Origin of the sequence: Bradyrhizobium sp. BRP20, assembly GCF_020194215.1 — a bacterium.
Lineage (GTDB): Bacteria > Pseudomonadota > Alphaproteobacteria > Rhizobiales > Xanthobacteraceae > Bradyrhizobium > Bradyrhizobium yuanmingense.
This window is the reverse complement of record NZ_JADYVY010000017.1, coordinates 61,434-85,057: the sequence shown is the minus strand read 5'-3', so window position 1 is coordinate 85,057 and position 23,624 is coordinate 61,434. Positions and strand designations below refer to the sequence as shown.

Below are 23,624 nucleotides of genomic sequence, written 5' to 3'. Positions count from 1 at the left end.
GAAGGCCGGTTGGTTTACCCTGCCTGCAAGCGTGGACTGGGCGACACCGACGGAATGTGCGTGCCATCTGGGAGCACACGCGGCTCGAAGCCTGCCGCTACGTGATGATGGTGCCGCGGCGCGACGTAGATCTTTTGGTCAGCGCCGTCCGCCAGGCCGAAATGATGGATGCCTTTCTCAGGCAGGCTCCGCACGAAGAAACCGTCGCCGACTTCAAGGGCGTTCCTGTTGTCGATTATCCAGTTGCGATCATGGCGGGCCTGAATTGGCTCGATCATTGCTCCTTCATCGGCGGCGTCGACCCTGACAAGTTCAGCCGAACGAGACGAGACTTTCGACGGCTCGTGGTGCTCGCGCAGCAATGGTGGGCGATCGAAAACGCTGAACCGCGCTGCTATGAGATGCTTGCGAACTGTCAGGTCCCGCCGCTGATGTTCTATCTCATGTGGCAGAGCTTCACGCGCTTGGCCAAGGAGATCGCGATTGCGGCGATATACGGCTCCTCGCTCGATCGCGCCATCGAGCTTGACCGGCAGCATCTTCAAACGACACTCGGTTCGCAGCCCGACAAAATGCAAGCTGCGCTCTCTGCTCTGAGCGAAACCGCAGCCAGATTAAAAGACGCTTCTGATCCAGACGACTTGGGCCGTCGATAATAGCGCCGCGGCTCGCGCGCTTAGATCAAGGGCGAAACGAGCTCGACTGGGCAGTCAAATCTGAGGCGGTGCAGGCGTGATCGGCAAGCCCTTAGTCGCGCTTCAGCTACCAGATATGCCCCATCGCCAGACGAGGATGACGCGCGGCGCAGAAAGCTGGGCCTCAATCTACGTCGCCTTGGGCTTCACGCTTTCAATTGACGGGACGGCGATATCGATGATCCCTCTGTTTCCTTGGAAGCTTGCAGTTGACGTCGTGGTGCGTCGCTCACGGTTCTTCTTTTTCTCAATAGCGGACGGTTTCAGAACAAGCTCTTGGGCTGGAAGGCCAAGTAAGAACAGAAGGCTCGCTAAGTTTGCTCTGGGATTACTTGTGGCTTTGCCGCATATGTGGGCTCGGGCTTGGTGGGTGAGCCACTCCTTCGATCGGCTTCTCGCCTACGGCGGCCTTCGCCGCCGGTAATCTCCAATTTATCGAAACCACGAATTGCTTGGCAGGAGGACGGCTATTTTGAGATCCCGCACTCGTGCTTGGCGACCCAAGTCCTTGGTGTCGGCAGCGAGCTCATCAAGCTGCGCAAATGTTGGCTTAACGCTTGCTGCGGCCTTCTCCCAATGCGACTGGTCATCGGTTGCCAAGGCCGTCCATACATGCATCCGAGTTTCAAATACGCGCTATTCGATGCGCTCGTCTTCGACCACGTGATCTTTTTGGCGGACCACGGTCGCCAACGATCCGCTCGCGCTTCGGGAGGCATGGATCGTGTAGCCGCCAATTGCTGCGGTCATCAGAAGGAGAAATCCGAAACCAACCATCAGCCGACCGGCGATTTTGACATTTGCAAGCACTTGCTATGGCTCTCTGCTAGCGGAAGGTTGCCGTGCTTAGAATGCTCGCGTGCAGCGACCTGATCGCCCGGTGAAAACGTCAGCTATAGACAGGACGATTTCAGTTTGGCGAGTTCGAGGTTGCGCTCAATCAGATCGAGACTGGTTTCAAGGTTGGCCCTAGCTGAAGCGTCGCCAATCTTTTGTATGGCAGCTCGTATCTGACGATGAGTCTGCTCCAGCGTGGCGATGGCATGATCAATCGTGAGCTTGGCGTTCGCTTGAATGGATTTAAGCCGTGGATTTGGATTTGCACATCGACCGGAATCACACGCCATCGGGAACGGCACCACCGGCGTGTCACACTTGCCAAGGACGGTCGTTTCTGCTGCTTCACGAGTGGCCCGCACCGGCGCACTCGGTCGACGAAACTCCACAACATTGGGCATTTCGAACCTCGATCAAAGCGCATCCAAAATCACGCGCGCGCAGTCATGCTGATAGATCCGCGCGCGAATGGAATTACATGAGCAGCAACGCTTGTTGGTTCGGGTTGTAAGGCTGGCCCAGTTAATAAACTTCTTTAAATGCGGGTCGTCCGCTTTGCCCGCAACAAACGATCGACGGCATACATCCTGTAACATTTGCGGGATGCAACTTGAAGCACGAAGCTGAATTCCAGCGCCCGGCCATCGAGCCGTGCAGAAAATCCTCAAGGAAGGCGGCATAAACGCACCGAGAAAGGAATACATGATCTCGCGTACACACTACTTGGGTTCGAGCGTCTGATCCGGCCGCAAAACGATCGCACAAAAAAAGTTCGTTGCCGACAGGCCGTCGACGAAGGCTGTACGTCAACCGACAGATTCAGGTTCGAAGTCGGCGACCACTTTCGAAGCAGCCCGAGGGCCTGGCAGTGGATGTTATCGCGTACGTGCTCATCCCTTTCACACTTTCGATAGAGCGGTGCAGACACTTGGAGAGAGCAAATCGCCCAATTGAAGTCGCAAACGGAGTCCGCGAAAGAAGTACCGTGTGCAAGCTTCGCACTGCGGCGGGTCCTCTTTCAGCCCGCGCGACTAAGGCGGGCCGTTGGCGATCGCCCGAGAGGATTTTATGCGCATGTAGCGCCTGCAAGAGCATGATCTTCTGCCGAGCCGGCTGATAGATTACATCACGTGATACAGAAAATGTCACGAGGCACAGCAGCCCAATCGGCCAAGAATGGTCAGTCCAGGTAACCCCAACCGAGGTTAGCCAATGCAGAAGCCAACACGCTGTCCCCACGTCGACGACGGTGCGCCGTCCGGTGCGCTGCTTACCCGTTACGATGAGGGACATCTCGCCACCTATTCGCGGATGCTGGATGCCGACAGGGAAGGGGCCGATTGGCGCAAGGTGTCACGGATCATCCTGCATATCGATCCCGAACGCGAGCCAGCGCGTGCTAGGCGCGCTTTCGACAGCCATTTGGCCCGCGCGAAGTGGATGACCGAGTATGGTTACAGACAGCTATTGCGTGGCGGTGTTACGGGCCATGAGCTGAGCGACGGCAAGCTGTCGTGCCACAGTTGGTCCGCTGACCACCAATGACGGCCGGGGGTCTTTCTCTATCCACCCGCCCTTCCATCTCCGTGAGGCTGAGCGAGCTGAACTCGGCATTCTCTTAGCCACGACCTGACAGGAAGCGACGGCGCCTATCGGCGGAAGGCGCCGATCGTGTTGCGCCGCGATCCCAAGCGTGAACCAAACGATGCCCACAGAATGCTTGAGCTCAATTCAATAAAACAAGGCAGCCGGACGGCCATTCAAAAATGCGGGGTTATCGCTGATGACTTAACGTGACACCGAGTTTCAACGCCCTTCTGCCGCAACGCGGCCGCGCTCCGCTTCAACAGCTTTGCGATTTCCGATACGGGTGTTCGCGCCCTTGAATTTGCTTGGGGAGTTTGACGTCGGTCGGCGCGTAAGCCTTGCGCTTTAGCCAATTACATCTCGAATAGCGTCAAATTGCGCAGCACGCGGTTTGGTTGATCAAGTGTGAGAGACCGGCAAACAGTGTAACCATTTATGAACGGAATGGACCGCGTCGCCAGCCTCGGCATTGGATTCAGTGAGGACGAGCTTGTCGGCTTAAACGACGAGGCTGCCGTGTTCGCCCTTGCGCACGTTGGCCTTATGGTCCAGCGCCTGTTTGAACGTCATCCAAATCGGCGATCGGTAGCCTTTGGTTACGGCTTCCGGTCACAGCATGTGAACATTGATACCTTGCTACGGGATGCCATTGGCGCCCAGGGGCCGCGCGATATGCCCGCTGTCATTACCGGCATTCCAAGGCTTGATCCAGGGTCGCACGCCGTCTTCGACCTCGCGGACGATTTGGTCGGATGCGTTGACAGATGTCTGCGTCCTTGTCGTTGCCTTTCATGGCTTGAGGGTTGCGGCATGCAACCGACTAGCCGCGCGGCGATGAGCGGGGGTAGCGGTCAGGGTAAAAAAGCAGGGGGGTTGCGACCCCGGATGCTTGGTCCGGGACTACACGGCCCGTGCTTTTTGGCCTTGACAGAGGGCCGCAGGCCCCTCGACCAGTTTCTCGGTTCGGAACATCGCACTTCTCCTTGTGCGGCGAGAACACGGACTTTCATCTAAATGGTAGGCTATAGCCAGTGTTTTAACCGATCGAGGAATGGCAAGCTTCGAGACATGAAGCCTCGTGCGCTACTGGCCTGGAACGTCCGTCGGATCCGCATCAAACGTGGTATGTCGCAGGAACGATTGGCTCGCACGGCGGGGATCGATCGTTCCTACTTGGCCGGTCTTGAGCGCCAATCGAAAAATCCGACGATTGATGTTCTCGATCGCATTTCCGAAGCGCTCGGCGTTCATCCGTCCGATCTCTTTGTTGAGCCGAGCTGTGCGAGCATTCTCAAGATTTCGCCCCGGCCTAAGCGGCCGCGTCTGCTTCGCAAGAACGGGTAGCCATTCATACGCGACGGGAGAGCAACACAAGCCATCTCGATAACGCGACGCCGGTCGGCAGGGTTATGCAGCGCTCAGAATGTTTTCCCATGAGGCACGTCTCTTCGAAGGCATAGCGCGAAGCCATAATGACTGCACGATATGCTTTGGTATCTAATCCCGACAGGTTCTTTGGCCGAATCGACGCAAGCCGCTCGCTCGCTACCGCGCCCGGAGGCCGCGCCTTGCGCGCGGCCTGCTCAGACTCGCGGCCAGCTGATTCAGGAGACACTAGGGTGCGCTTCGGTAACATTGTCATCTGAGCCAATATGAGGGGGCAGTTTTCGTGGCGCGCGGCACAATTACGATAATACGCACGATTGTGGTCATACGATTTCTCGTTGAGTACGACAGATATCGGATGCATGCGTGCCTATTCCATCCTTCCTATCTGGCACATAGAAGCGCGCCACGGACTTTCTCCAATTTTGATTTACGGAATCACGACTACGGATGGATGAGATCTGCTGCCCTCTCTCCGATCATAATAGACGTTGCGTTGGTATTCCCAGCGATATGACGAGGAAAGATGGAGGCGTCCGCAACCCACAAATTCTCAGTACCTCTCACTCTGAGAGAAGGCGTGAGAACCGCACGATCGTCTGTTCCCATGCGGCAAGTTCCGACGGGATGAAAGAAGGGGACAGTCGCTTTCCGAATATACGCTTCATCTGCCTGCCGCCCGGCCCCTGGTACGGGTGCGTCCCTGAACTTGACGACATGAGAGCCGAACGGAGGCATAGAGCAGATCTTCCGGACCCAATCCAATCCCCGCATAACTCCCTCAAAATCATCAGGATGTTCAAGCAAGCGCGGAAAGATGGCGATTGGAGCGAGAGGATCGTTCGATGTCAGTTCGAGATGACCCGTGCTCTTCGGATAATTGACGTTCACCAGGATGGTCACCAGGTTAGCTCTCGGGGTTTTCAGCCTTCCATTCTCCTTGGTGAGGCCGAACGGGAAGAGGTGAAATTGCAGATCCGGCTCAGCAAGCTCAGGAGACGATCTGAGAAAGGCGAGGACTTGCGCCGTCGGCACGCTCATGAACCCCGACCGTTTGAAGACCCACTCCGCCAAGGCGAGTGCTCCCCTTACCGGATGCGACAGTGCATTCGCGGTCTCTACATCGAGTTCGGCAAGGACATACAGACCCGGGTGCTCCATCAAATTCCGTCCAACCTCAGGACTTTCCACACGGGGAACAATGCCATGTTTTGTGAGATGACGGGGATCACCGACACCGGAAAGCATCAACAAGTGCGGGGAATTGATGGAGCCGGCCGAAAGAATGACACCCTTTCTTGCGACGAAATCGACATTTTGTCCGTGATGCGTGGCGGCAACACCCCTCGCGCGCGTCTTGTCAAACAGAATGTGGCGAACGATGGTATCATCCAAGAACTTCAGATCAGTTGCTGACAGCTTTGGCCTTATGAAAGCCTCGAAGGCCGAAAGCCGACGCCCGTCGCGCGTCGATCCTTGGTTCCAGGCAACTCCCTCGTGCGAGGCACCATTCAAATCCTCATTGAAGGGAATGCCAGCGGCTTGAACGCTGTCGATAAACTTCTGTGAAATGGGGTGACGCCAACGTAAAGCTGAGACCCGTTGAGGTCCGAGCCCTCCGCGAAATTGATTGTCTCTGTCCTCATCCGCCGTCTCCATTTTTCGGAAGTACGGCAACACGTCCTTCCATCCCCATCCTCTGTTGCCCAGCGCCTCCCAAGCGTCATAGTCCCGCGCGGCCCCGCGGATGAAGATCATCCCATTTATGGCAGATGAACCTCCCGGCACCTTGCCACGAGGCCAGTCCTCGACCACGCTGCCCCTGCTCGGATCTGGCTCCGTCTTGTAAGCCCAGTCGTACCGTCTATTCCCGATCGTATAGACGAGGGCACCCGGAACATGAGACAGATTGAGACGCTCCTTCTTCCCGGCTTCCAGCAACAGGACCGATTGTTTTCGCTCAACCAATCGCGCCGCCAGAGGACATCCAGCACTTCCGGATCCTACGACAATGTAGTCAAACTCCATGCTGTTCACTCTCCGAATAGGAGCGCCATTGGATGGCCGCGCAATCCTGCAAAGTCATTGATGGTGCGGGTCTATTTCTGTCAGATGGCAAGCAGCCAATTCATCGCGTCCGCGTGCCGCGAGCGGCGGATCATCAATGGCGCACTTATCGAGCGCGAACGGGCAGCGTGGTCTAAAACTGCAGCCTGCTGGGATGTGGATTGGGTTGGGCGGCTCACCTTCCAGGAGGTAGGTCTCAGCCTTGAAAGGACGTTCCTCAACCGCCGGTACCGCGCTCAAGAGCGCACGGGTATAGGGGTGTCTCGGCTCGATGAAAGTGGTCCGATTGTCAGCCAGCTCCACCACGCGCCCCAGATACATCACGGCGATGCGATTGCAGGCTCGCCGCACCATCCCAAGATCGTGTGAGATGTAGATGTAGGTAATTACGCGTTGGTCCTGAAGCCGCTGAAAAAGGGCGAGCAGTTTGCGCTGCTCGACCTGGTCGAGCGCCGATAGCGTCTCATCAAGAATAAGCAACTCGGGATCGAGGACCAGGGCCCGGGCGATACTCACACGCTGACGCTGCCCGGCGCTCAATCCGACCGGAAGCTTGCCGAACAGGTCGAGAGACAGTCCGACTTCCTGCATGGTCGCCGCAACCCGATCGCGGAGCTCGGAACGCGACATCCCTCCATGGATGTACAGAGGTTCGGCGATGGTTCGCCCGATCGAAAAATGAGGCGGAATGGAGCTAAACGGATCTTGCAGGAGAAGCTGGAATTTCCTTCGGAGCGCCAATAGGCGCTCGGCCTTCATAGACGCGATATCTTCGCCCATGAACAAAATCTGCCCTGAATCCGGGACCTCCAGGCGGCTTAGGAGACGCGAAAGCGTTGACTTCCCGCACCCCGATTCGCCGACGATCGCCAAATTGTCACCTCGTCGAACATCGAACGAAGCGCCCCGCACCGCGTGCACGAACTGGTTTGCAAACAGCTTGTTTCTATCCCTCGTGGGATAAATCCGGCTGACGTTTCGCACCGACAGAATGACATCATTTGCGGCAGGTGACACCTCATCTGCAACGGCTTCAGTCGAGCTCTGCCATATGCGGGGGATGTCCGCTATCAACTGCTTTGTATAGGCATGTTGCGGAGCCGCGAGCAATTGCTGAACGCTTTGCGTCTCGACGACGCGGCCGCCTGCGAGAACAAGAACCCGGTGCGCGATTTCGTTGATGACCCCGAAAGAAGATGAAACGAACAGAATCGCCGTCTTGAAATCCCGCTGCAACTCGCGCAGGAGCCGAAGGATTTGAGCAGCGACGGTAACGTCAAGAGGTTGCGTAATGTTGTCGGCGACCAGAAGGTCCGGGTTCGTCACGAGCGCATCCACGATCAGGGCGCGTTGCATCATTCCGCCGCTGAACTGGAACGGAAACTCCTCAAATCGCTGTTTCGCGCCGGGCATCTTTACGGCATCGAGCAGGCGTATGACACGTCCCTCTGCCTCGCCGTTGGAGATATCAGGCTCGATGGATTTGAGTTTTTCGACGATTTGCCGGCCAACCGGAAGGGTTGGATCGAGAGCACTGGCGGGATCGGAGCCTATGTAGGCAATCTTGCGCCCACGGAGCGCCTGCATTTTTGCCCGGGGTAGTCTCAGAAGATCGTTGCCGCGATAACTGATAGCGCCCGATTCGATTTCGAGTGGGCTGGTGACCCACCTGACAAGCGCCCGCGACAGCACGGTCTTTCCCGAGCCGCTCTCGCCGATGATGCCGAGCACTTCGTTTTCATCGACACTCAGATTGACGTCGGTGAGCACGGCGCGCGTTCCGCGCGGCCCGAGTTCAAGGGTGACGGTCAGATTGCGGACATCAAGAATGTTGACCGGCGATATCATTCGAATCCCAGCAAGATCTTGTTGCGAGATCGCTCGAGAGCTCCTCCCATGATGTTGATGCAACAGAGTGTGATCGCGAGCAGGAGGCCTGGCACCGTGGTGATCCACCAGGCATTCAAAATGTACTTCGTGCCGTCAGCGATGATGGTGCCGAATGTCGGGGTGGGCGGCTGAATGCCGATCCCGATAAAGCCCAGCACAGCCTCGAAAATCATCATGCGGGCAATGTCCAGGATTGCGACAAAGGCGATCGGAGGCAAGATGTTGGGCGCGATATGAACGAGCAGGACCCGCGCGTCTGAGGCGCCGAGAATCTTTATCGCTCGAACATATTCTTTGCGGCGCTCGGACAGGGTCACACTGCGCGCTACGCGAGAATACGCCGGCCAGCCGGCAAGAATCAGAACAAGGATGATGGCCAGCGGAGTGGGACGTGAAACGCCGAGAACTGTGATCGCCAGAATGATCGCGGGAATCGACATCTGCGCGTCTGTGATCCGCATCAAGAGCAAGCCGGCCCATCCGCCGAAATAGCCTGAGATCATGCCAATGGCTGAGCCAAGGATGAACATTCCCGCAACGCTCGTGATGCCGATCAGCAGGGCATTCCGAAGACCGATGAGGGAGCGGGTAAACAGATCACGGCCGAGTTGATCGGTGCCAAACAGATAAGGCCAGCTCGAATGATCCAGCAGTGCCGGTGGCAGGAATTTCTTGCTGACATTGAATTGGGTCGGCGACAGATTGAGAATGTAGGGTCCCAGGACAGAAAGGATGATCAGCAGGCAAAACAGGGCAAATCCAATCCTGAACTCAGTTGTTCGCCATGCCTGCACGAAGATGCTGGCCGCGATGCCGCGACCTCGTGTTGCCGCAGGGCTGTCGGTCCTGGCCGAAAGTTCCGTCGATGCTAGTATTGGAGCCTCCTGTCGATCGCCATCGCTGCAAAGTCGACGAGAATATTGAGCATCACCAAGGTCGCACAGGCGAGGATCGCGATGGCCTGGATAACTGGGAAATCCCGTTGGAAGACCGCGTTGATAATCAAAAGGCCAACGCCGGGATAGTTGAAGACGTATTCGACGACGAACAGACCACCAAGCAAAACCCCAATGGCCTGTATCCCGAGTACATTGAGGACGGGGATGCTCGAATTGCGCAGCACGTGCGCGACAATCATTCGGCTGCGCGAGAGACCGCGAATCTCACCCTGCGACACGTATGGCTCGACAAGATTTCCGCTCACCGAGACCGAGACGGACCGAATGAGGGTCGGAGCAAGTTCGATCGCGAGAACAATGGCGGGCAAGATTGCGTAGCTCGGCCCCTGATAGCCGATCGCCGGCAGCCATCCGGCCTTGGCGGAGACGAGAAAGATGAGAACGAGGGCCAACCATACATTGGGGAGTGAGACCAGGACGGAAGCCAAATGCAGTGCAAGCCGATCCGGCCATCGTCCTGATCTCAAGCCCGCGGCTATGCCGATCGGGAGCGCGATTGCCAAGGCAAACAGGAATGCAAGGCCAGCAAGGAGCAGGCTGAAGGGTAGACTGGTTGTGATGAGGCCCAAAACGGATGCACGGTTGGCGGCATCGAAAGTCGAGCCGCCTCGCGAGCCGCCAGTGCTGCCGCCTTGTGCGCTTCTGACGAAAGAGCTCCCGAAATCCCCCGTCAGGATTTGCGCGACATAGCGGCCGAATTGAATCGGGATTGGATCCCTCAGGCCCATATCTTTGGCGGTCTGCTCTGCGACAGATACTGACGCCATTGGCCCCAGCATCATACGCACAGGGTCGCCGGGAACGACGCGCAGCAGCGTAAAGATGAGCATCGTCACGAGGACGACCAATACCAACCCTTGTGCAAGGCGCCGAGCGAAGAAGTCGAGCGCAAACAGCATGTCGGCTCCTGGCCTCCCAAAGACTTTTGCTGCGGCCCCTTTAGCTCAGGTCCGCCTTGCTCAGGTCAATCGGCCCGTTGGGGAAATAGTATGCCCCCGTCAGATTCCTGGCTGCGGCATGGAAGGTCACGGCGGAAAAGAGCGACAAGCTCGGAACCTTGTTTGCGAGAGTGGGAAACGTCTCATTCTTGAAAATGCTGCGGCGCTCTTCCGGGTTTGTAGCGGCGCGTTCCTTGTCTAGCACCGCGTCAATTTCCCGGTCGTTGATCCCGGTGATCAGCGCGGCGCTTGAATGCCAGTTCGGTCGAAGCACGAGATCCGGCTCCGGCGATCCGGTCATCCAGCCGACGTCGCACATGTGGCCCTGGCCCTGGCCGTCAGCGCGGCGATAGATCGCCTGCTCCCACGCGGCCGGTTCAAGAACAGTCAGGCGAACATCAAGCCCCTGTTCTGCGAGCATCGCTGTGATCAGCTCGCCATACTCTTTCGTCTTCGGATAGAACCCGATCGAGGTGATATATTCGAGTTGCGGCAGCCCCCTTCCTTTGGGAAACCCTGCCTCGGCGAGAAGCTTCTGGCAGGCATCCGGATCGAACTTGGGATAATCAGGAATGTCCGTGAAGCCGAACTTGGTCGGCGAAATATAGCAGTTAGACGGTGTGGCCGCCTCGCCCATCAGCGACAGGATTTGATCGCGGTCGATGGCGTGGCAAACTGCGCGGCGAATGCGTGCGTCGTTGAAGGGAGGCTTGTTGCACCGGAAGTGCAAATATTTGTTTTCGGTCGTCAGCGCCCTGTGGGTGGTGACTTTCGGGTTGCTTGACAACGAGGCGTATTGCTCGGGCTCCAGCCGTTCGGCAATGTGATATTCGCCGTTCAACAGGCCCAGCGCGCGCGTGTTGGCGTCCGGAACGTAGGCATAGACGATCCGATCGATCTTGGGACGTCCGCCGTAGAATTCATCATTCGCTTCGAGGCTGTTCCTGTCTCCCTGCGTGCCCGCATATTTGAAGGCGTTCGTGCCGTTCGGGCGCTTTTGGAGGAGCGCGGGATCGGCAATATCCTTTGCCGACAGGATTGGAAGGAAGCTCGAAATGAACCAGAAGGCAGACGCGGGGTAGCCGTGTTTTTCGGTCTTCAACCGGACCGTCAGTTTGTCGACGACCTCGACATCAACGCGGCCCGGATAGAGGGCGGATGCCGGGCGCGCCGGATTGGAGGCATACTCCATGGTCGCCTTAACATCTTCAGCACCGAACTCCTTGCCATCGTGGAATTTGACGCCGTCCCGAAGCTTGAACTCCAGGGTGTGCGCATCAATCAGCTTCCAACTGGTGGCGAGGTCTGGGGTCAGCTCTTCAGACTTACCCTCCCGCATTTCGCAGCGTGTCAGATGATTGAATACGAACTTTTCGAACTTCAACTGCCCCAGGGTCGTGTGAGAGGTCGGATCCCAATTGCCGGTGACCGGGCCCATCGACGCCAGCACGAGGGTTTTACTTTGCGCCGCCTTCGCTGGGAGCGGTTTGAGACCCGCTCCGCTAGCCACGGCAACTGCTCCGGCTCCTGCAAGCAACTCTCTCCGTGTTACCATTTCGAGTCCCCTCTTCTTGGGTTAGACGCGCAAACAGCGCGCTTGATGAGCGCTCTCTTCACATAAATTGGTCCAGGACCGCGCTTTCCAGCGCGATGCTGATCTGCTTCATCTCGCCCGCGAGCTGATCAGGCAGGCCTGCGCGAACCTTCGTGCCTTCACGAAGAGCGCAATTGCGCGCAGCAGCGCGGCTAGGTGATGGTCCGCCGACGACGCTGTTGAGACGAATGTAACTATGGCCCATGTCACAACGCCTCCGTCCTTCAGGCAACGCGGTAGCGGTTGATCACGCCTGGATCAGGGTCGAGGCCAAGCCCCGGCCCCGTCGGCACGGCAACCTTTCCATTGACCGGAAGCGTAGCACCGCCGTAGATCTCGGCCTCGAAGTCGCAATAGAGCCGCTCGAGCATCGGGACTGATCGCTGCGCCGCATTGAGGTGTATGGTCGCGACCTGGCCGGGGCCGAAGATTGCACAATGCGGCACGAATTCGATTGATTCAGCCTGACAAAGCGATGCGATCTTCACGAGCTCGGAAATACCGCCAGCTTTCGCGACATCAGGCTGCGCAATGTCGATGGCCCCTGCGGCGATCATCGCAACAAAATCATGCAGGCTGCCGGCATTTTCGCCGGCGGCGATGTGGTGCCGCCCGGTTGAACGAATGCGGGCCAGCCCAGCATAGTTCTCTGGTGGCCAGACCGGCTCCTCCAGCCAGTACAGATTGAGAGGCTCGAGAAGCCGATCGTATTTGAGCGCCTCCGCCACCGGCCATGGGCAATTGGTATCCAGCATGACGGCGGCCTGCGCCCCTGCGGCTTCGACGGCGGCGTGGATTTCGTCCTCGGTGATCTCGTGCAACTTGATGTAACGATATCCGCGCTCAATTGCCTGCCGGGTGGCCCTGACGACATCGGCGCAATTGCCGTAGCGCATCAGACTGGCATAGACCTCGACTTCGCTGGCGAATGCACCGCCTAGCAATGCGGTGAGCGGCAGTCCGGAGATCTTGCCGAGGATGTCCCACAGGGCGATGTCGACCGCCGAGACGCCATAGATGATAGGGCCCACGCGGCCAAAATTCTGGAGCCGGAATTCCACATCATACTTGATCTTGCCGATTTCCAGGGCGCTCCGGCCGATCACGAGCGGTAACACGCGCGTCTCGATCATCGCCTTGAGCGACTTGTCCTCGCACCGCGAGAAGGCTTCGCCCCACCCCACGATGCCCTGTTCGGTTTCCAGTCTCACCAACAGCGTGTCGAACTGCAGTTTCGGCGCTCCGCCGAAGCTCCAAGGCGGCACTCCGCCGGATTCGAACGGAATCGATACCAGGATCGCATCCGCCTTTACGATCTTGTGAGAGGCGGCTGACGACGAAAGGCGCTGCAGACCGGCGAAGCTAACGCCCTTGGTTTCGGAAATGCGCAAGCACGGCCCCGCTCAACTGCTGATTGTCGACAATTAACAAACAACACGAATTCTCTGGTGTCAATGGCGAATGTTCGCCAATATCCGCCGTGACTCAGAACGAACATTCCGCAAACGCGGTTGGAGGAAGAATGGCTGCTAAGATCATCTCGGGATTAGTCGAGAAGCGGAGTTTGGACCGTGCGGCTGCCGACGTTATCCGCCAGACGATCACCAGTGGCGGCCTCGCGCCGGGAAAGCGCCTGACAGAAACCGAACTGTCCACGGAGCTCAACGTGTCGCGGGGTACGATAAGGGCGGCGTTGCAGCGGCTGATGAGCGAGGGCCTGGTGAAGCAGAAGCCTTACTCGGGCTGGGAAGTCGCGAGCTTGACATCCAAGGATGCATGGGAGCTCTACACACTTCGATCCAGCCTCGAGGGCCTGGCCGCACAGCTCGCTGCCGCCAACCCGAATCGGAGGCAACCGATCGAGGCGGCTTACGACGACATGAAGGCCGCCGCAAAAAGCCGCAACCAGAAGCGGATTAACGATAGTGATCTCGCGCTTCACAAGACGATCGTTGTCCTTTCGGGACACAACCGCCTCGCCGATCATTACGGCTTAGTCGAACATCAGGTTTGCATGTACATGGCCTCTTCAAACGCAATCCTTGAACGGCCCGACATGGTCATCGCGAACCACGAGAAAATGGTCAACGCGCTGCTCAGGGGCGATGCGGCCGCCTCCGAACGTTACGCACGCGAGCACAACAAGACCTCAGGCGAGCTTCTGGTTCGGCACCTTCAGGAGACGGAAGCCAAACAGACCAACAAAGTGGCTTCGCGCAAGCTCTAGGGAGGGAAGGCATTGCAGTCAGCGACCGCAAAATTCGCGCAGCCGGCTGGGCCGGATCATTTGGCGACATTCGCCGCAGGATCGAGGCCCTCCGGTTAGTATCGCTTATCACCCAGTCCCCATGCCGAACGTTGCCGGAACGATCGACCGGGCGATAAACGGGCCCTTGCTGATCGGCCCAAGATCTGCCGAGGGTACGAATGAAAGCCGCGGATCGCGTCCTTCAGCCACCTGCTCACTGTGCTGGTTGATTGTCCTCTGACCCAACGACGCAAAAACGGAAGAGAGAGAGAGAACCGAATTCATCAGACGGTGAGTAGCCTGTAGTTGTCTTTTCCATCACACATCCTAACGTTTGAAATAACCTCGGTGTTGAAATACGTATTCCGGCCGAAGTCGTAGGAGCTGACGCAACACAATGGAGGGGCAAGAAAACACTTGGTCCCACAACTCACCATAGGGCTTCGAGCGTGGCTGTGGAATTTCGAGATCTACGCTGGGCGATCGCTGCGTCCCAGCATCGAAGCATCCGTCAAGCGGCAGAGACGCTTAGAATCAAGCAGTCGACGCTCAGTCGCTGCCTACGAAGTCTCGAACACACGTTGGGCAGCAAACTATTCGAGCGCACCAACGGAGGCACGCGACCAACGATGGAAGGTCGAGAATTTCTCGAGGATGCCCGGCGCATCGTAGGCGAATCTGAAGCAATGGCCGCTCGCCTCAAGACCCGCTCGCGTCGCGAGAGCGGTCGGTTGACCATCGGGATCCATACCTCCCTGTCAGCCGGCAATCTCCGAGCCACTCTCCTCGAGCACAGGCACCGCTTTCCCGATGTCGATAGACAGTTTGTCGACGGAGCGAGCGAGCATCTGATTTCGGACCTCGCCAGCTCAGCCATCGATGTCGCTGTCGTGGCGGATCCCAACCCGACTTGGAGCGGCAAGTCATTGGTGCTCTGGAGCGAACGTGTTGTTGCTGCCCTCCCTGCGAAACATCGTCTGGCAAGTCATGACGTAGTTCAATGGGGCGAACTGCGGCGCGAACCGCTTTTGATGTCACAGCGTGGCCCCGGACCGGAACTCCTCAAGCTTCTCATCAGCAAATTAGGATCTTCCGATCCTTGCAAGCTGCTTCGCCATGACGTGGGGCTCGACCGGCTTCTCTCCATGGTGGGCATGGACTTCGGTATTCTCCTCGCCCTGGAAAGTGCGACTGGCGCGACTTATCCCGGTGTCATCTTCCGGGAGGTGCATGATGCGGAGGGGCCGACGCGGCTGAGCTTCCGCGTCTATTGGCGGCAGTCCAACGGCAATCCATTAGTACGTCCGTTTCTGGACCTCCTTCGCGAGCGCTACCCGGATCTTTCCGCTGCTGTTGGTGCGGGCTGAGCAGAATTTCGCCGGGCCTTCGCAAAAGCGCGGTCGGTTGCCATGAAACGTTCGATCATCGGCGCGATCAATTTGGCAGGTTCGTTCGGCGTCGTAGTGCCTCCGCTACGTGTTAAAATCTCGGCGTAGCTTTTGAGATCCCTGAAAACCGCCGCCGGCAACTCGATCGTGAGCTTTACCGGCTTGTCGTCTTCAAGCGGTCCAAGCTTGAGCTTCGTCATGGCGCCCCTCCCTTTCCGTATGGAGCCAACACTAAATCCCGCGTAACGATGACCCGGACCGGGAAACCCGGCCTAATAGTCAGCGTCGGCTGGATGTTGAGCTGACGTTGCACGATCTGTTGTCCGGTCTGACTGATGCTGTTGGACGCGCCGCTACGGATTGCTTGAACGAGGTTGTTCTCATTCTGGCTCGTGCCCGCCTCGGCTCCGACGCTGAGCATGGTCGAGAGAACGGCGGCCTTGAACAGCATGCCCCAGTGGTTGTCGACCTCGTCCTCGAGACCGGCATAACCAGCGGTGTCGGCGCCGGGCTGGCGCTCCAGCACGATCGAGTTGCCGTCCGGCATGATGATGCGAGTCCAGACCAGGAGTATGCGGGACTGGCCGAACGCGACGGAACTATCGTACTGACCTATCAGTTTCGCGCCCTGAGGGATGAGAAGATATTTTCCGGACGGGCTATCCCAGACCGCCTCCGTGATTTGAGCCGTGACTTGGCCAGGCAGATCGGACCGAATGCCCGTGATGAGCGCAGCCGGGATCACAGTGCCGGCCTGCACGACATAAGGAGAGACTTTGGCCTCGAGCCGATCCGGACTGACCGTGCGCTTGTCCGTCGCCGCATTGAGGAAGGCCGTCTTGCGGTCTTGCATGTTCTGGGCGGAGCCGGCATCGACGGGCGGTGTCGCGGCCGGGGTCGTCACGGCGCCGGTGGCGGCGGTCGGGATGAGTTGGCCGGCGCTCTGCGGTTGCTGAGCAGTCTGGGCGAAGAGACGACTGACCCGTGCCGCCTCGATTTCCTGGCCCCTGCGCTGCGTCTCCGGATCAGACGTTGCTGCCATGGTGTTCGGAGCGGTGCCGGCGTTGAGGATCGGCTTGCCGAGATCGCCGGGCAGCGGCGGCCCGAGCGGCGGCGCTTGACGCGGCAGACCGGTGTAGTCCTTCGGCAAGGCAGCGAGGCTCTCGACCGAAGGCCTGTTCTGGGTGCTGAGCAGCTCTTGGCCGGTCTGCGGCTTGTTGCCGGTCTTGAGCGCGTAGCCGAGCGCGCCCGCGACGGCGAGGGCCGACACCGCGCCGAGGCCGACAAGCACCTTGCGCGAGAGCCGTGTGACACGCGGCCGCACGCCTCGGAGCCGAAGGTGCGGCGGCGCGACGGGCGGGATGTCGCTCTGATGTTCGTCTTCGCTGCCTATCGCCATGAGCGCGGCCTTCCGTCGGTGCGGACGATGCGCACGCGCCGCTCGCTGTCCTTGTCGCCAAGACGCAATTCGGCGGCAGCGAACAGGCGGTCCACGATGTAGTAGTTGCGGTTGACGCGGTAGTTCACCAGTTCGGACCCGCCGGCCGGACCGATGACGAACAGCGGCGGCATTTCGCCCTGGACGATCCCGCTGGGGAACTCGATGTAGACCTTATTCCCGTCGTCAAAGGCGCGCAGCGGACGCCAGGCCGGATCATCGCCCTCGATCGCGTAGCGGAAGTTGATCGCGGCGAGATCGACGCCAGCCGCGATGGGGGCTGCGGTTTCAGCGGCCGCATTCTGCCGCCGAAGCGCAATGAGTTGATCCTCGGGATACTGCCAGGAGACCGAAGCCATGTAGGTCTTCTCCGTCGAGCGCAGCTCGAGGAGATAGGTCCGCCGGTCGGTGTTGATGACGAGGTTGGTGACCAATTCCGGCCGCGTCGGCTTGACCAGGATGTGGATCTTCCTGGTCGCGCCCGCGCCGCTCTCGGTATCACCGATGATCCAGCGCACAGTGTCACCGGCGGCGACCGGACCGGAACCGACGAGTTGCTCGCCTTCCTGGAGGGCGACATCGGTGATCTGACCTGGCGCGGTATAGACCTGGTAGAGGGCTCCGCCCGAGAAAGGATAGACCTGTACCGCGTTGATGAATCCGTTGCGAACCGGCTGCACCCGTGCCGCGGCGTTGGCCTGTTTGACGCGAACCTTCGGATCGGCGGCTTCGGGGGTGCGCTTGCCGGCGGCGAGCGGTTTCAACTGCCCTGGCAGCGGCAGCGGTTTTGGCAACTCCACGATCTGGACGGGCCGCGGCGGATCAGCGGTGAGCGTCGCCGGCTCCGCGCTATCGTAGTTGATGTCGGGCGGGATGAAATTGTGCGCGCAGCCACCGAGCGTCGAGGCGGATATGAGTAAAGCCGCAAGTGCGGGTTTACTGAAGCATGTATCGCTGCCTTTCCGGCCTTGGTGAACGATGGAGAAACGTAAAGCCGGACCGCCGGCTCTTGAGAAAATCGGCGGGGTCATTGTCCCAGCTCCTTTGACCAGTTGATGGCGTTGACGTAGATCCCGAGTGGATTCTTGCGAAGCCGATCGGCGTCGGTAGGCGGCTGAATCGCGATGGTGAGGATCGCGGTCCAACGTGTGGTGCCAGCGAGCGCCCCGTCTTGATAGCGGTGCTCGACCCAGGCCACGCGAAAACTGTCGGGCGAGGCGCGGATGACGCTGGAGACGTCGATCGCGACCTGCTGCTTGCCGAGATTGGCGAAGGGGTCATTGGCGCGGGCGTAGTCGTTCAACGCCGCCGCGCCCGCCGTCGTCGTGAAATCATAAGCCTGCAGCCAGTTGTGCCGCACGATGATCGGGTCGGCCGGAAGCGAGCGGACGATCTGGATGAAATGGGCGAGATACCAGGCAATCTGCGGGTCGTTCGGCCTGTAGTCGGCGACGGCGGGCGCCACGGCTTGCGCCTCGCCGAGCTTGTCGACCTGCACCACCCAGGGCACGACGGTGCCATGCGTGGATTGCCAGACGAGCCCCCCGGCGAGGCCGGAAGCGAGGATCAACGAACCGAAAGCCATCAGCCGCCAGTTCCTGGCCTGCACGCGGGCGGAGCCGATGCGTTCGTCCCAAACTTGCGCAGCGCGCTGATAGGGCGTTTCGGGTTCGGGTGTACGGCCGTAGCGCACCGACGATCGCCGAAAGACTGACATCAATTATTCTCCTCCCGAGAGGTCGACGGAGTGACCGCCACCGTGGCTGTCGCCTGATTTGAGGGCTTGCGCGGCCGTCTGCGCGCCGTGAATGACGGCCTGATTGCGCTTGACGCGCCGGGCCCAGGCGGGCGGGCTCGCTGCTTGAGACGCGGCCCCATCATTTGCGGCCTCGCCACTCCCGATGGTTCCCATGGTCGAGGTGCCACCCGTGTTGACGACGCCGGCACGGGCACCGGAGGCGAAGCTCTCCCTCATTGCCCCCGCCGCTTGCGAAGCGGCGCGTCTGACGGGAACTGTCCCGTGACTAGCCGCCGCACGACCTGCGCCACTGAGACCGGCCGCGACGCCGCCGGCGCCAGACCTGCCGACCGATGCGATGCTGTAGGCCGTGGACATGCCGCCGGCCATCGCCGCACCACCACGTGCGGCGGCCGCAGCACCGGAGCTCGCTGCCATCGCTCCCCTTCCGGCCAAACCGAACGCCGCGCCGCCGACCATCGCCGTACCGGCGACGGCGAGACCGGTGCCGACGGCAGCGCCCGCGCCAAGCTGCGGCGCCCCCGAGACAAGACCGCTGGCGATGCCGGGACCGAAGATGCCGAGGCCGAGCATGGCGAGCGCTGCCAGCACGACTGAGAGCGCCTGCTCGATGGTCGGCTGGCCGCCGGCATAGGCTGTGGTGAATTGAGAGAAGAGCCCAGTGCCGATGCCGACGATCACGGCGAGCACCATGACCTTCACGCCGGAGGCAACGACGTTACCCAGCACCTTCTCCGCGAGAAAGGCGGTCTTGTTGAAGAGCGCAAAGGGAATGAGGATGAAGCCGGCAAGCGTCGTCAGCTTAAACTCGATCAGCGTGACGAACAGCTGCACAGCCAGAATGAAAAAGGCGATCAGCACCAAGAGCCAGGACACCATCAGCACGGCAATCTGGACGAAGTTCGCAAAGAAGCTGGTGAAGCCCATCATCTGGCTTGCTGCGTCCAGCAGGGGCTGCCCAGCGTCGAGCCCAACCTGTGCGAGCCTGCCGGGACGAAGGAAATCCGCGGTCGAGATCGACGAGCCGCCGGCCTTCAGGCCGAGGCCTGCGAAGCTATTGAAGATGATGGATGAGAGCTTGGTGAAGTTGGTGATGATGAAGGCGAAGAAGCCGATGTAGAGGGTCTTCTTCACCAGCCGTTGGAGGATGTCCTCATCTGCGCCCCCGGCCCAGAACAGGCCGGCGAGCGTGATGTCGATGACGATCAATGTCGACGACAGATACGTGACTTCGCCCTTGATCAGGCCGAAACCCGAATCAATGTAGGTCGTGAACGTATTGAGGAAGGTGTCGATAACGCCGACGTTGTTCATGACCTCCCTCCCTGCGGAGCGCTCGTCATCGGCAGTGTGGCCGGCGCGGCCTGCGGCAGAAGTGGCCGCGCCGGCCTGCCGAAGAAGCGCGCGCGGTTCTCCTTCCAAACCGCCTGGCAGTGCGGATCTTCGGCATCCTGGGGTCCAAGCTCAGCGCAGCGGAGCAGCTCGGCCGAAAGGTCATCGGGAGCGGAGACAGAGGGGACGTCGGATGCCGGGCGCTCGGCCGGACGCCGATGGATGACATGCAGCGCTGCGAGGAAAATCACGAACACGACGATCATCGCGCCTGCGCGAAGGATATCCGAGCGCTCCATGACCCAAGCCTCAGTTGCCGCTGAACATGGTGACGTTGCCGGGCTGATAGCCGCTACGCGTCGAGAAGATCTTGTATTGTTGCTGGCCTTGCGATTCGCTCGCCGCGACGCGCGCCTGCTCGAGCGCGTCTGCCCTCCCCTTTGCAGCGAGGACCGCGACAAGGTCGGAAAGCTGCTGGGATTGCAGGGCGAGAAGCTGATTGCCGGCTTGAGCGGCCTGCAGCGCGCCACTTGCCGACTGACTGGCGGTCACCAGCGAGCTCATTGCGCTGGAGTTGGTCGAGATATTGCCGACGACGCCGGCCTGCACCTTCAACGAATCCTCGAAAGCGCCGACCGAGTTCTGCCAACGACGTTGAGCCGCAGCAAACATTGTCGCATTGGAACCCGTTGCCGCCGCCGTGCCGTACGTGCTGGAATACGTCGTCTGGATCCGCTCGACGTTGAAGGCGATGTTCTGGGCCTGGCTCAGCAGCGACTGGGTCTGGGCAATCGACGCCTGAAGCTGAGTCAGCGTCGACATCGGCAGATTGGCGAGGTTCTTTCCTTGGTTCACCAGGCTCTGGGCCTGATTGGTCAGCATCTGGATCTGATTATTGATCTGCTGCAGCTCGCGCGCCGCAGTCAGCACGTTCTGGCTGAAGTTGCTGGGGTCGTAGACGATCCACTGCGCAGAGGCCGGCACCGTTAAAAGCGGCGAGATCCATAGGGCGAGCGAGAGAGTGGTCGCGGCGACCAAGCGTGCGCGCCGCGTCTTGCGGACGGTCATGATTGCACCTCCAGATTTGTCAGGTCAGGGATGAGGTCGGCGGCCCAGAGCAGCTCGTGATCCGCGAGCCAGGCGGCCGTGAAGTCGTCGCGGCCGTGCTCAGCGAGCAGCCGTTCAATGGCGGCATGGTCGGCCTTGGAGGACGCAGCGCAGAAGGCGAGCGCGACCGGCCCAAGGCCGAGCTCAAAGAGCCGGTTGCCGCGGCGGGATTGGCAGTAATAGTCCCGCTTCGGCGTCGCGCGCGCGATGATCTCGATCTGGCGATCGTTTAGGCCGAACCGCTGGTAGATGGAGGTGATCTGAGGTTCGATCGCGCGCTCGTTCGGCAAGAAGATCCGCGTCGGGCAGCTCTCGACGATTGCGGGTGCGATGTTGCTGCCGTCGATGTCGGAAAGCGATTGGGTTGCGAAGACGACGGAGGCGTTCTTCTTCCGGAGCGTCTTCAGCCATTCCCTGAGCTGTTGCGCGAAGGCCGGATCGTCGAGGACGAGCCACCCCTCGTCGATGATGAGGAGGGTCGGCCGGCCGTCGAGCCGTCCCTCGATGCGATGGAAGAGGTAGGTGAGGACGGCGGGCGCAGCACCAGCGCCGATCAAGCCCTCGGTCTCGAACGCCTGCACCGACGCAAGTCCGAGCTGCTCTGCCTCCGCGTCGAGCAGGCGGCCGGAGGAGCCGCCGACGCAATAAGGTTGCAGTGCCTGCTTGAGCGCGGTCGATTGCAACAGAACCGTCAGGCCAGTGATCGTGCGTTCCTCGACCGGCGAGGACGCCAGCGAGGTCAACGCCGACCAGACGTGCTCCTTCACGGTCGGATCGATGGTGACGCCTTCCTTGGCGAGGATCGCGGTCACCCATTCTGCCGCCCAGGCGCGCTCCGCCGCATCGCCGACACGCGCGAGCGGTTGAAGAGACACTGAGTCTTCAGCGCTGTTCGACAGACTGCCGCCGAGGTCGTGCCAGTCGCCGCCCATGGCAAGCGCCGCCGTGCGGATCGAGCCGCCGAAATCAAAGGCGAAGATCTGGCTCTTCCGGTAGCGGCGGAACTGGATCGCCATCAGCGCCAGCAGCACGGACTTGCCGGCGCCGGTGGGACCGACGATCAGGGTGTGCCCGACGTCGCCGACATGCAGCGAAAAGCGAAACGGCGTCGAGCCCTCCGTCTTGCCGAAGAAAAGTGGCGAGCTGCGGAAATGCTCATCGCGGTCCGGCCCGGCCCAGACCGCCGAAAGCGGGATCATGTGGGCGAGGTTCAATGTCGAGAGCGGAGGCTGACGGACGTTGGCGTAGGCGTGCCCCGGAAGAGAGCCGAGCCAGGCTTCGAGCGCGTTCACCCCTTCCGCCATGCAGGTGAAGTCGCGGCCCTGGATCACCTTATCGACCAGGCGAAGCTTCTCAGCAGCGAGGCCGGGGTCCTCGTCCCAGACGGTGACGGTCGCGGTAATATAGGCCTGGCCGACGTTGTCAGTGCCGAGTTCCTGCAAAGCGAGGTCGGCATCGGCGGCCTTGTTCGCCGCATCGCTATCGACCAGTGTCGAGGCCTCATTCGTCATCACCTCCTTGACGATGGCAGCGATTGACTTCCGCTTGGCGAACCACTGCCGGCGGATCCTGGTCAGCAGCTTCACCGCCTCGGTCTTGTCGAGGAGGATCGCGCGCGTCGACCAACGGTACGGGAAGGCAAGCCGGTTGAGCTCGTCCAGGATTCCGGGATGAGTCGCGGTCGGAAAGCCGACCACGGTGAGCGTGCGAAGGTGGTGGCTGCCGAGGCGCGGCTCGAGACCGCCGGCGAGCGGCTCGTCCGCGAGCAGCGCGTCGAGATGCATCGGCGACTCGGGAACGCGGACCCGCTGTTGCCGGGTGGAGATGGTCGAATGCAGGTAGGTCAGCGTCTCGCTGTCATCCAGCCATGCCACTTCGGGCATGAACCCTTCGACCAGTTGCAGGACGCGGTTGGTCCGATCGACGAAGCCGCGCAGCAGCTCATGAGGATCGACGCCGCCCTGCGCGCGGCCCTCATAGAGCCAGCCCTCGATGCGCGAGGCGTCCTCAGCCGGCGGGAGCCAGACGAAGGTCAGGAAATATCGGCTCTCGAAATGGGCTCCAGCCTCCTCGAAAGCGTCCCGCCGCTCCAGGTCAACCAACGCTGATGCGGCGTCGGGAAAGGTGTTGTGCGGATAAGTCTGGGCACTGATGCGCTGGGCCTCGACGAAGATCGCCCAGCCCGAGCCGAGACGACGCAGCGCGTTGTTGAGTCGGGCCGTCACGCCGACGAGTTCGGCAGGCGTCGCGCTGTCGAGATCCGGACCGCGGAAGCGGGCCGTGCGTTGGAACGCGCCGTCCTTGTTGAGGACGACGCCTTTCTCGACCAGAGCTGCCCAGGGCAAGAAGTCGGCGAGACTGTGAGGCCGGTTGCGATATTCGGCAAGATTCAGCATGGA

Annotated in this window: 21 protein-coding genes and 1 pseudogene; 5 read left to right on the top strand and 17 right to left on the bottom strand. The window is 60.2% G+C overall.

Going from position 1 to position 23,624, the window contains the following annotated elements; all coding sequences use genetic code 11:
• The first annotated feature begins 56 nt into the window (after positions 1-56).
• Entirely contained in the window at positions 57-656 is a 600-nt protein-coding gene (locus tag I6F33_RS30665; RefSeq protein ID WP_225145037.1) for a hypothetical protein, read from the top strand.
• Between the two features lie 675 nt (positions 657-1,331).
• Here I6F33_RS30665 and I6F33_RS30660 read toward each other — a convergent pair.
• Together I6F33_RS30660 and I6F33_RS30655 are read right to left on the bottom strand one after the other, a co-directional pair.
• Complete coding sequence (locus I6F33_RS30660; protein WP_157785279.1) at positions 1,332-1,505, bottom strand: hypothetical protein; 174 nt, start codon at positions 1,503-1,505, stop codon at positions 1,332-1,334.
• A gap of 83 nt (positions 1,506-1,588) precedes the next feature.
• Entirely contained in the window at positions 1,589-1,933 is a 345-nt protein-coding gene (locus I6F33_RS30655; RefSeq protein ID WP_157785278.1) for a hypothetical protein, read from the bottom strand.
• An 811-nt stretch (positions 1,934-2,744) separates the two neighbouring features.
• Between I6F33_RS30655 and I6F33_RS30650 the strand changes: the two genes are divergently transcribed.
• Positions 2,745-3,077 (top strand): DUF2285 domain-containing protein, encoded by a 333-nt coding sequence (locus I6F33_RS30650; protein WP_225145036.1) that lies wholly within the window; start codon positions 2,745-2,747, stop codon positions 3,075-3,077.
• Between the two features lie 540 nt (positions 3,078-3,617).
• On the opposite strand, the pseudogene I6F33_RS38515 reads toward I6F33_RS30650, so the two are convergent.
• Positions 3,618-3,839: pseudogene (locus tag I6F33_RS38515) on the bottom strand (ArdC-like ssDNA-binding domain-containing protein).
• Between the two features lie 348 nt (positions 3,840-4,187).
• On the opposite strand from I6F33_RS38515, the gene I6F33_RS30640 reads away from it, so the two are divergent.
• Positions 4,188-4,463 (top strand): helix-turn-helix domain-containing protein, encoded by a 276-nt coding sequence (locus I6F33_RS30640; protein WP_225145035.1) that lies wholly within the window; start codon positions 4,188-4,190, stop codon positions 4,461-4,463.
• Between the two features lie 486 nt (positions 4,464-4,949).
• Here I6F33_RS30640 and I6F33_RS30635 read toward each other — a convergent pair whose 3' ends face one another.
• From I6F33_RS30635 to I6F33_RS30610, 6 genes are all read right to left on the bottom strand, one after another.
• Positions 4,950-6,533, bottom strand: a complete 1,584-nt coding sequence (locus tag I6F33_RS30635; RefSeq protein ID WP_225145034.1) for a GMC family oxidoreductase — start codon at positions 6,531-6,533, stop codon at positions 4,950-4,952.
• Between the two features lie 54 nt (positions 6,534-6,587).
• Positions 6,588-8,420, bottom strand: a complete 1,833-nt coding sequence (locus tag I6F33_RS30630; protein WP_225145033.1) for an ABC transporter ATP-binding protein — start codon at positions 8,418-8,420, stop codon at positions 6,588-6,590.
• On the bottom strand, positions 8,417-9,337 hold the full coding sequence (locus I6F33_RS30625; RefSeq protein ID WP_097669317.1) for an ABC transporter permease: 921 nt from the start codon (positions 9,335-9,337) through the stop codon (positions 8,417-8,419). Before I6F33_RS30625 ends, I6F33_RS30630 begins: the two co-directional genes overlap by 4 nt.
• Positions 9,331-10,317 carry an ABC transporter permease gene (locus tag I6F33_RS30620; protein WP_225145053.1) on the bottom strand — a complete coding sequence of 329 codons (987 nt, stop codon included), beginning with the start codon at positions 10,315-10,317 and terminating at the stop codon, positions 9,331-9,333. The genes I6F33_RS30625 and I6F33_RS30620 overlap by 7 nt, the downstream gene beginning before the upstream one ends.
• 43 nt (positions 10,318-10,360) lie before the next feature.
• Complete coding sequence (locus I6F33_RS30615) at positions 10,361-11,869, bottom strand: ABC transporter substrate-binding protein (RefSeq protein WP_225145032.1); 1,509 nt, start codon at positions 11,867-11,869, stop codon at positions 10,361-10,363.
• A gap of 308 nt (positions 11,870-12,177) precedes the next feature.
• On the bottom strand, positions 12,178-13,344 hold the full coding sequence (locus I6F33_RS30610; protein ID WP_050992058.1) for a mandelate racemase/muconate lactonizing enzyme family protein: 1,167 nt from the start codon (positions 13,342-13,344) through the stop codon (positions 12,178-12,180).
• Between the two features lie 131 nt (positions 13,345-13,475).
• Here I6F33_RS30610 and I6F33_RS30605 point away from each other — a divergent pair, with 131 nt between their 5' ends.
• Both I6F33_RS30605 and I6F33_RS30600 read left to right on the top strand, forming a co-directional pair.
• Positions 13,476-14,180 (top strand): GntR family transcriptional regulator, encoded by a 705-nt coding sequence (locus I6F33_RS30605; protein ID WP_128930987.1) that lies wholly within the window; start codon positions 13,476-13,478, stop codon positions 14,178-14,180.
• Positions 14,181-14,650: 470 nt separating this feature from the next.
• On the top strand, positions 14,651-15,568 hold the full coding sequence (locus I6F33_RS30600; protein WP_225145031.1) for a LysR family transcriptional regulator: 918 nt from the start codon (positions 14,651-14,653) through the stop codon (positions 15,566-15,568).
• Here the strand turns inward: I6F33_RS30600 and I6F33_RS30595 are convergent.
• The 8 genes from I6F33_RS30595 to trbE are packed head-to-tail and all read right to left on the bottom strand — an operon-like array spanning position 15,532 to position 23,621.
• Entirely contained in the window at positions 15,532-15,789 is a 258-nt protein-coding gene (locus I6F33_RS30595; protein WP_225129157.1) for a DUF2274 domain-containing protein, read from the bottom strand. The two genes, I6F33_RS30600 and I6F33_RS30595, sit on opposite strands and share 37 nt — an antisense overlap.
• A complete protein-coding gene (locus I6F33_RS30590; protein WP_225145030.1) occupies positions 15,786-16,988 on the bottom strand; it encodes a TrbI/VirB10 family protein in 1,203 nt (400 codons plus the stop codon). The genes I6F33_RS30595 and I6F33_RS30590 overlap by 4 nt, the downstream gene beginning before the upstream one ends.
• Positions 16,979-18,058 carry a P-type conjugative transfer protein TrbG gene (gene trbG / locus I6F33_RS30585; protein ID WP_225145052.1) on the bottom strand — a complete coding sequence of 360 codons (1,080 nt, stop codon included), beginning with the start codon at positions 18,056-18,058 and terminating at the stop codon, positions 16,979-16,981. The genes I6F33_RS30590 and trbG overlap by 10 nt, the downstream gene beginning before the upstream one ends.
• Positions 18,055-18,744, bottom strand: coding sequence for a conjugal transfer protein TrbF (gene trbF / locus I6F33_RS30580; protein WP_225145029.1), 690 nt, complete (start codon positions 18,742-18,744; stop codon positions 18,055-18,057). The genes trbG and trbF overlap by 4 nt, the downstream gene beginning before the upstream one ends.
• A gap of 3 nt (positions 18,745-18,747) precedes the next feature.
• A complete protein-coding gene (gene trbL, locus I6F33_RS30575; RefSeq protein WP_225145028.1) occupies positions 18,748-20,100 on the bottom strand; it encodes a P-type conjugative transfer protein TrbL in 1,353 nt (450 codons plus the stop codon).
• Positions 20,097-20,417, bottom strand: a complete 321-nt coding sequence (gene trbK-alt, locus I6F33_RS30570) for a putative entry exclusion protein TrbK-alt (RefSeq protein WP_225145027.1) — start codon at positions 20,415-20,417, stop codon at positions 20,097-20,099. The genes trbL and trbK-alt overlap by 4 nt, the downstream gene beginning before the upstream one ends.
• 10 nt (positions 20,418-20,427) lie before the next feature.
• Positions 20,428-21,186 carry a P-type conjugative transfer protein TrbJ gene (gene trbJ / locus I6F33_RS30565; protein WP_225145026.1) on the bottom strand — a complete coding sequence of 253 codons (759 nt, stop codon included), beginning with the start codon at positions 21,184-21,186 and terminating at the stop codon, positions 20,428-20,430.
• A complete protein-coding gene (gene trbE, locus I6F33_RS30560; protein WP_225145025.1) occupies positions 21,183-23,621 on the bottom strand; it encodes a conjugal transfer protein TrbE in 2,439 nt (812 codons plus the stop codon). The genes trbJ and trbE overlap by 4 nt, the downstream gene beginning before the upstream one ends.
• Between the last annotated feature and the right edge of the window lie 3 nt (positions 23,622-23,624).

Coding starts and splice junctions, on each gene's coding strand:
- I6F33_RS30655 (WP_157785278.1), bottom strand. CDS start 1,933: ATGCCCAATGTTGTGGAGTTTCGTCGACCGAGTGCGCCGGTGCGGGCC.
- I6F33_RS30650 (WP_225145036.1), top strand. CDS start 2,745: ATGCAGAAGCCAACACGCTGTCCCCACGTCGACGACGGTGCGCCGTCC.
- I6F33_RS30640 (WP_225145035.1), top strand. CDS start 4,188: ATGAAGCCTCGTGCGCTACTGGCCTGGAACGTCCGTCGGATCCGCATC.
- I6F33_RS30635 (WP_225145034.1), bottom strand. CDS start 6,533: ATGGAGTTTGACTACATTGTCGTAGGATCCGGAAGTGCTGGATGTCCT.
- I6F33_RS30630 (WP_225145033.1), bottom strand. CDS start 8,420: ATGATATCGCCGGTCAACATTCTTGATGTCCGCAATCTGACCGTCACC.
- I6F33_RS30605 (WP_128930987.1), top strand. CDS start 13,476: ATGGCTGCTAAGATCATCTCGGGATTAGTCGAGAAGCGGAGTTTGGAC.
- I6F33_RS30595 (WP_225129157.1), bottom strand. CDS start 15,789: ATGACGAAGCTCAAGCTTGGACCGCTTGAAGACGACAAGCCGGTAAAG.
- I6F33_RS30590 (WP_225145030.1), bottom strand. CDS start 16,988: ATGGCGATAGGCAGCGAAGACGAACATCAGAGCGACATCCCGCCCGTC.
- trbG (WP_225145052.1), bottom strand. CDS start 18,058: ATGACCCCGCCGATTTTCTCAAGAGCCGGCGGTCCGGCTTTACGTTTC.
- trbF (WP_225145029.1), bottom strand. CDS start 18,744: ATGTCAGTCTTTCGGCGATCGTCGGTGCGCTACGGCCGTACACCCGAA.
- trbL (WP_225145028.1), bottom strand. CDS start 20,100: ATGAACAACGTCGGCGTTATCGACACCTTCCTCAATACGTTCACGACC.
- trbK-alt (WP_225145027.1), bottom strand. CDS start 20,417: ATGGAGCGCTCGGATATCCTTCGCGCAGGCGCGATGATCGTCGTGTTC.
- trbJ (WP_225145026.1), bottom strand. CDS start 21,186: ATGACCGTCCGCAAGACGCGGCGCGCACGCTTGGTCGCCGCGACCACT.
- trbE (WP_225145025.1), bottom strand. CDS start 23,621: ATGCTGAATCTTGCCGAATATCGCAACCGGCCTCACAGTCTCGCCGAC.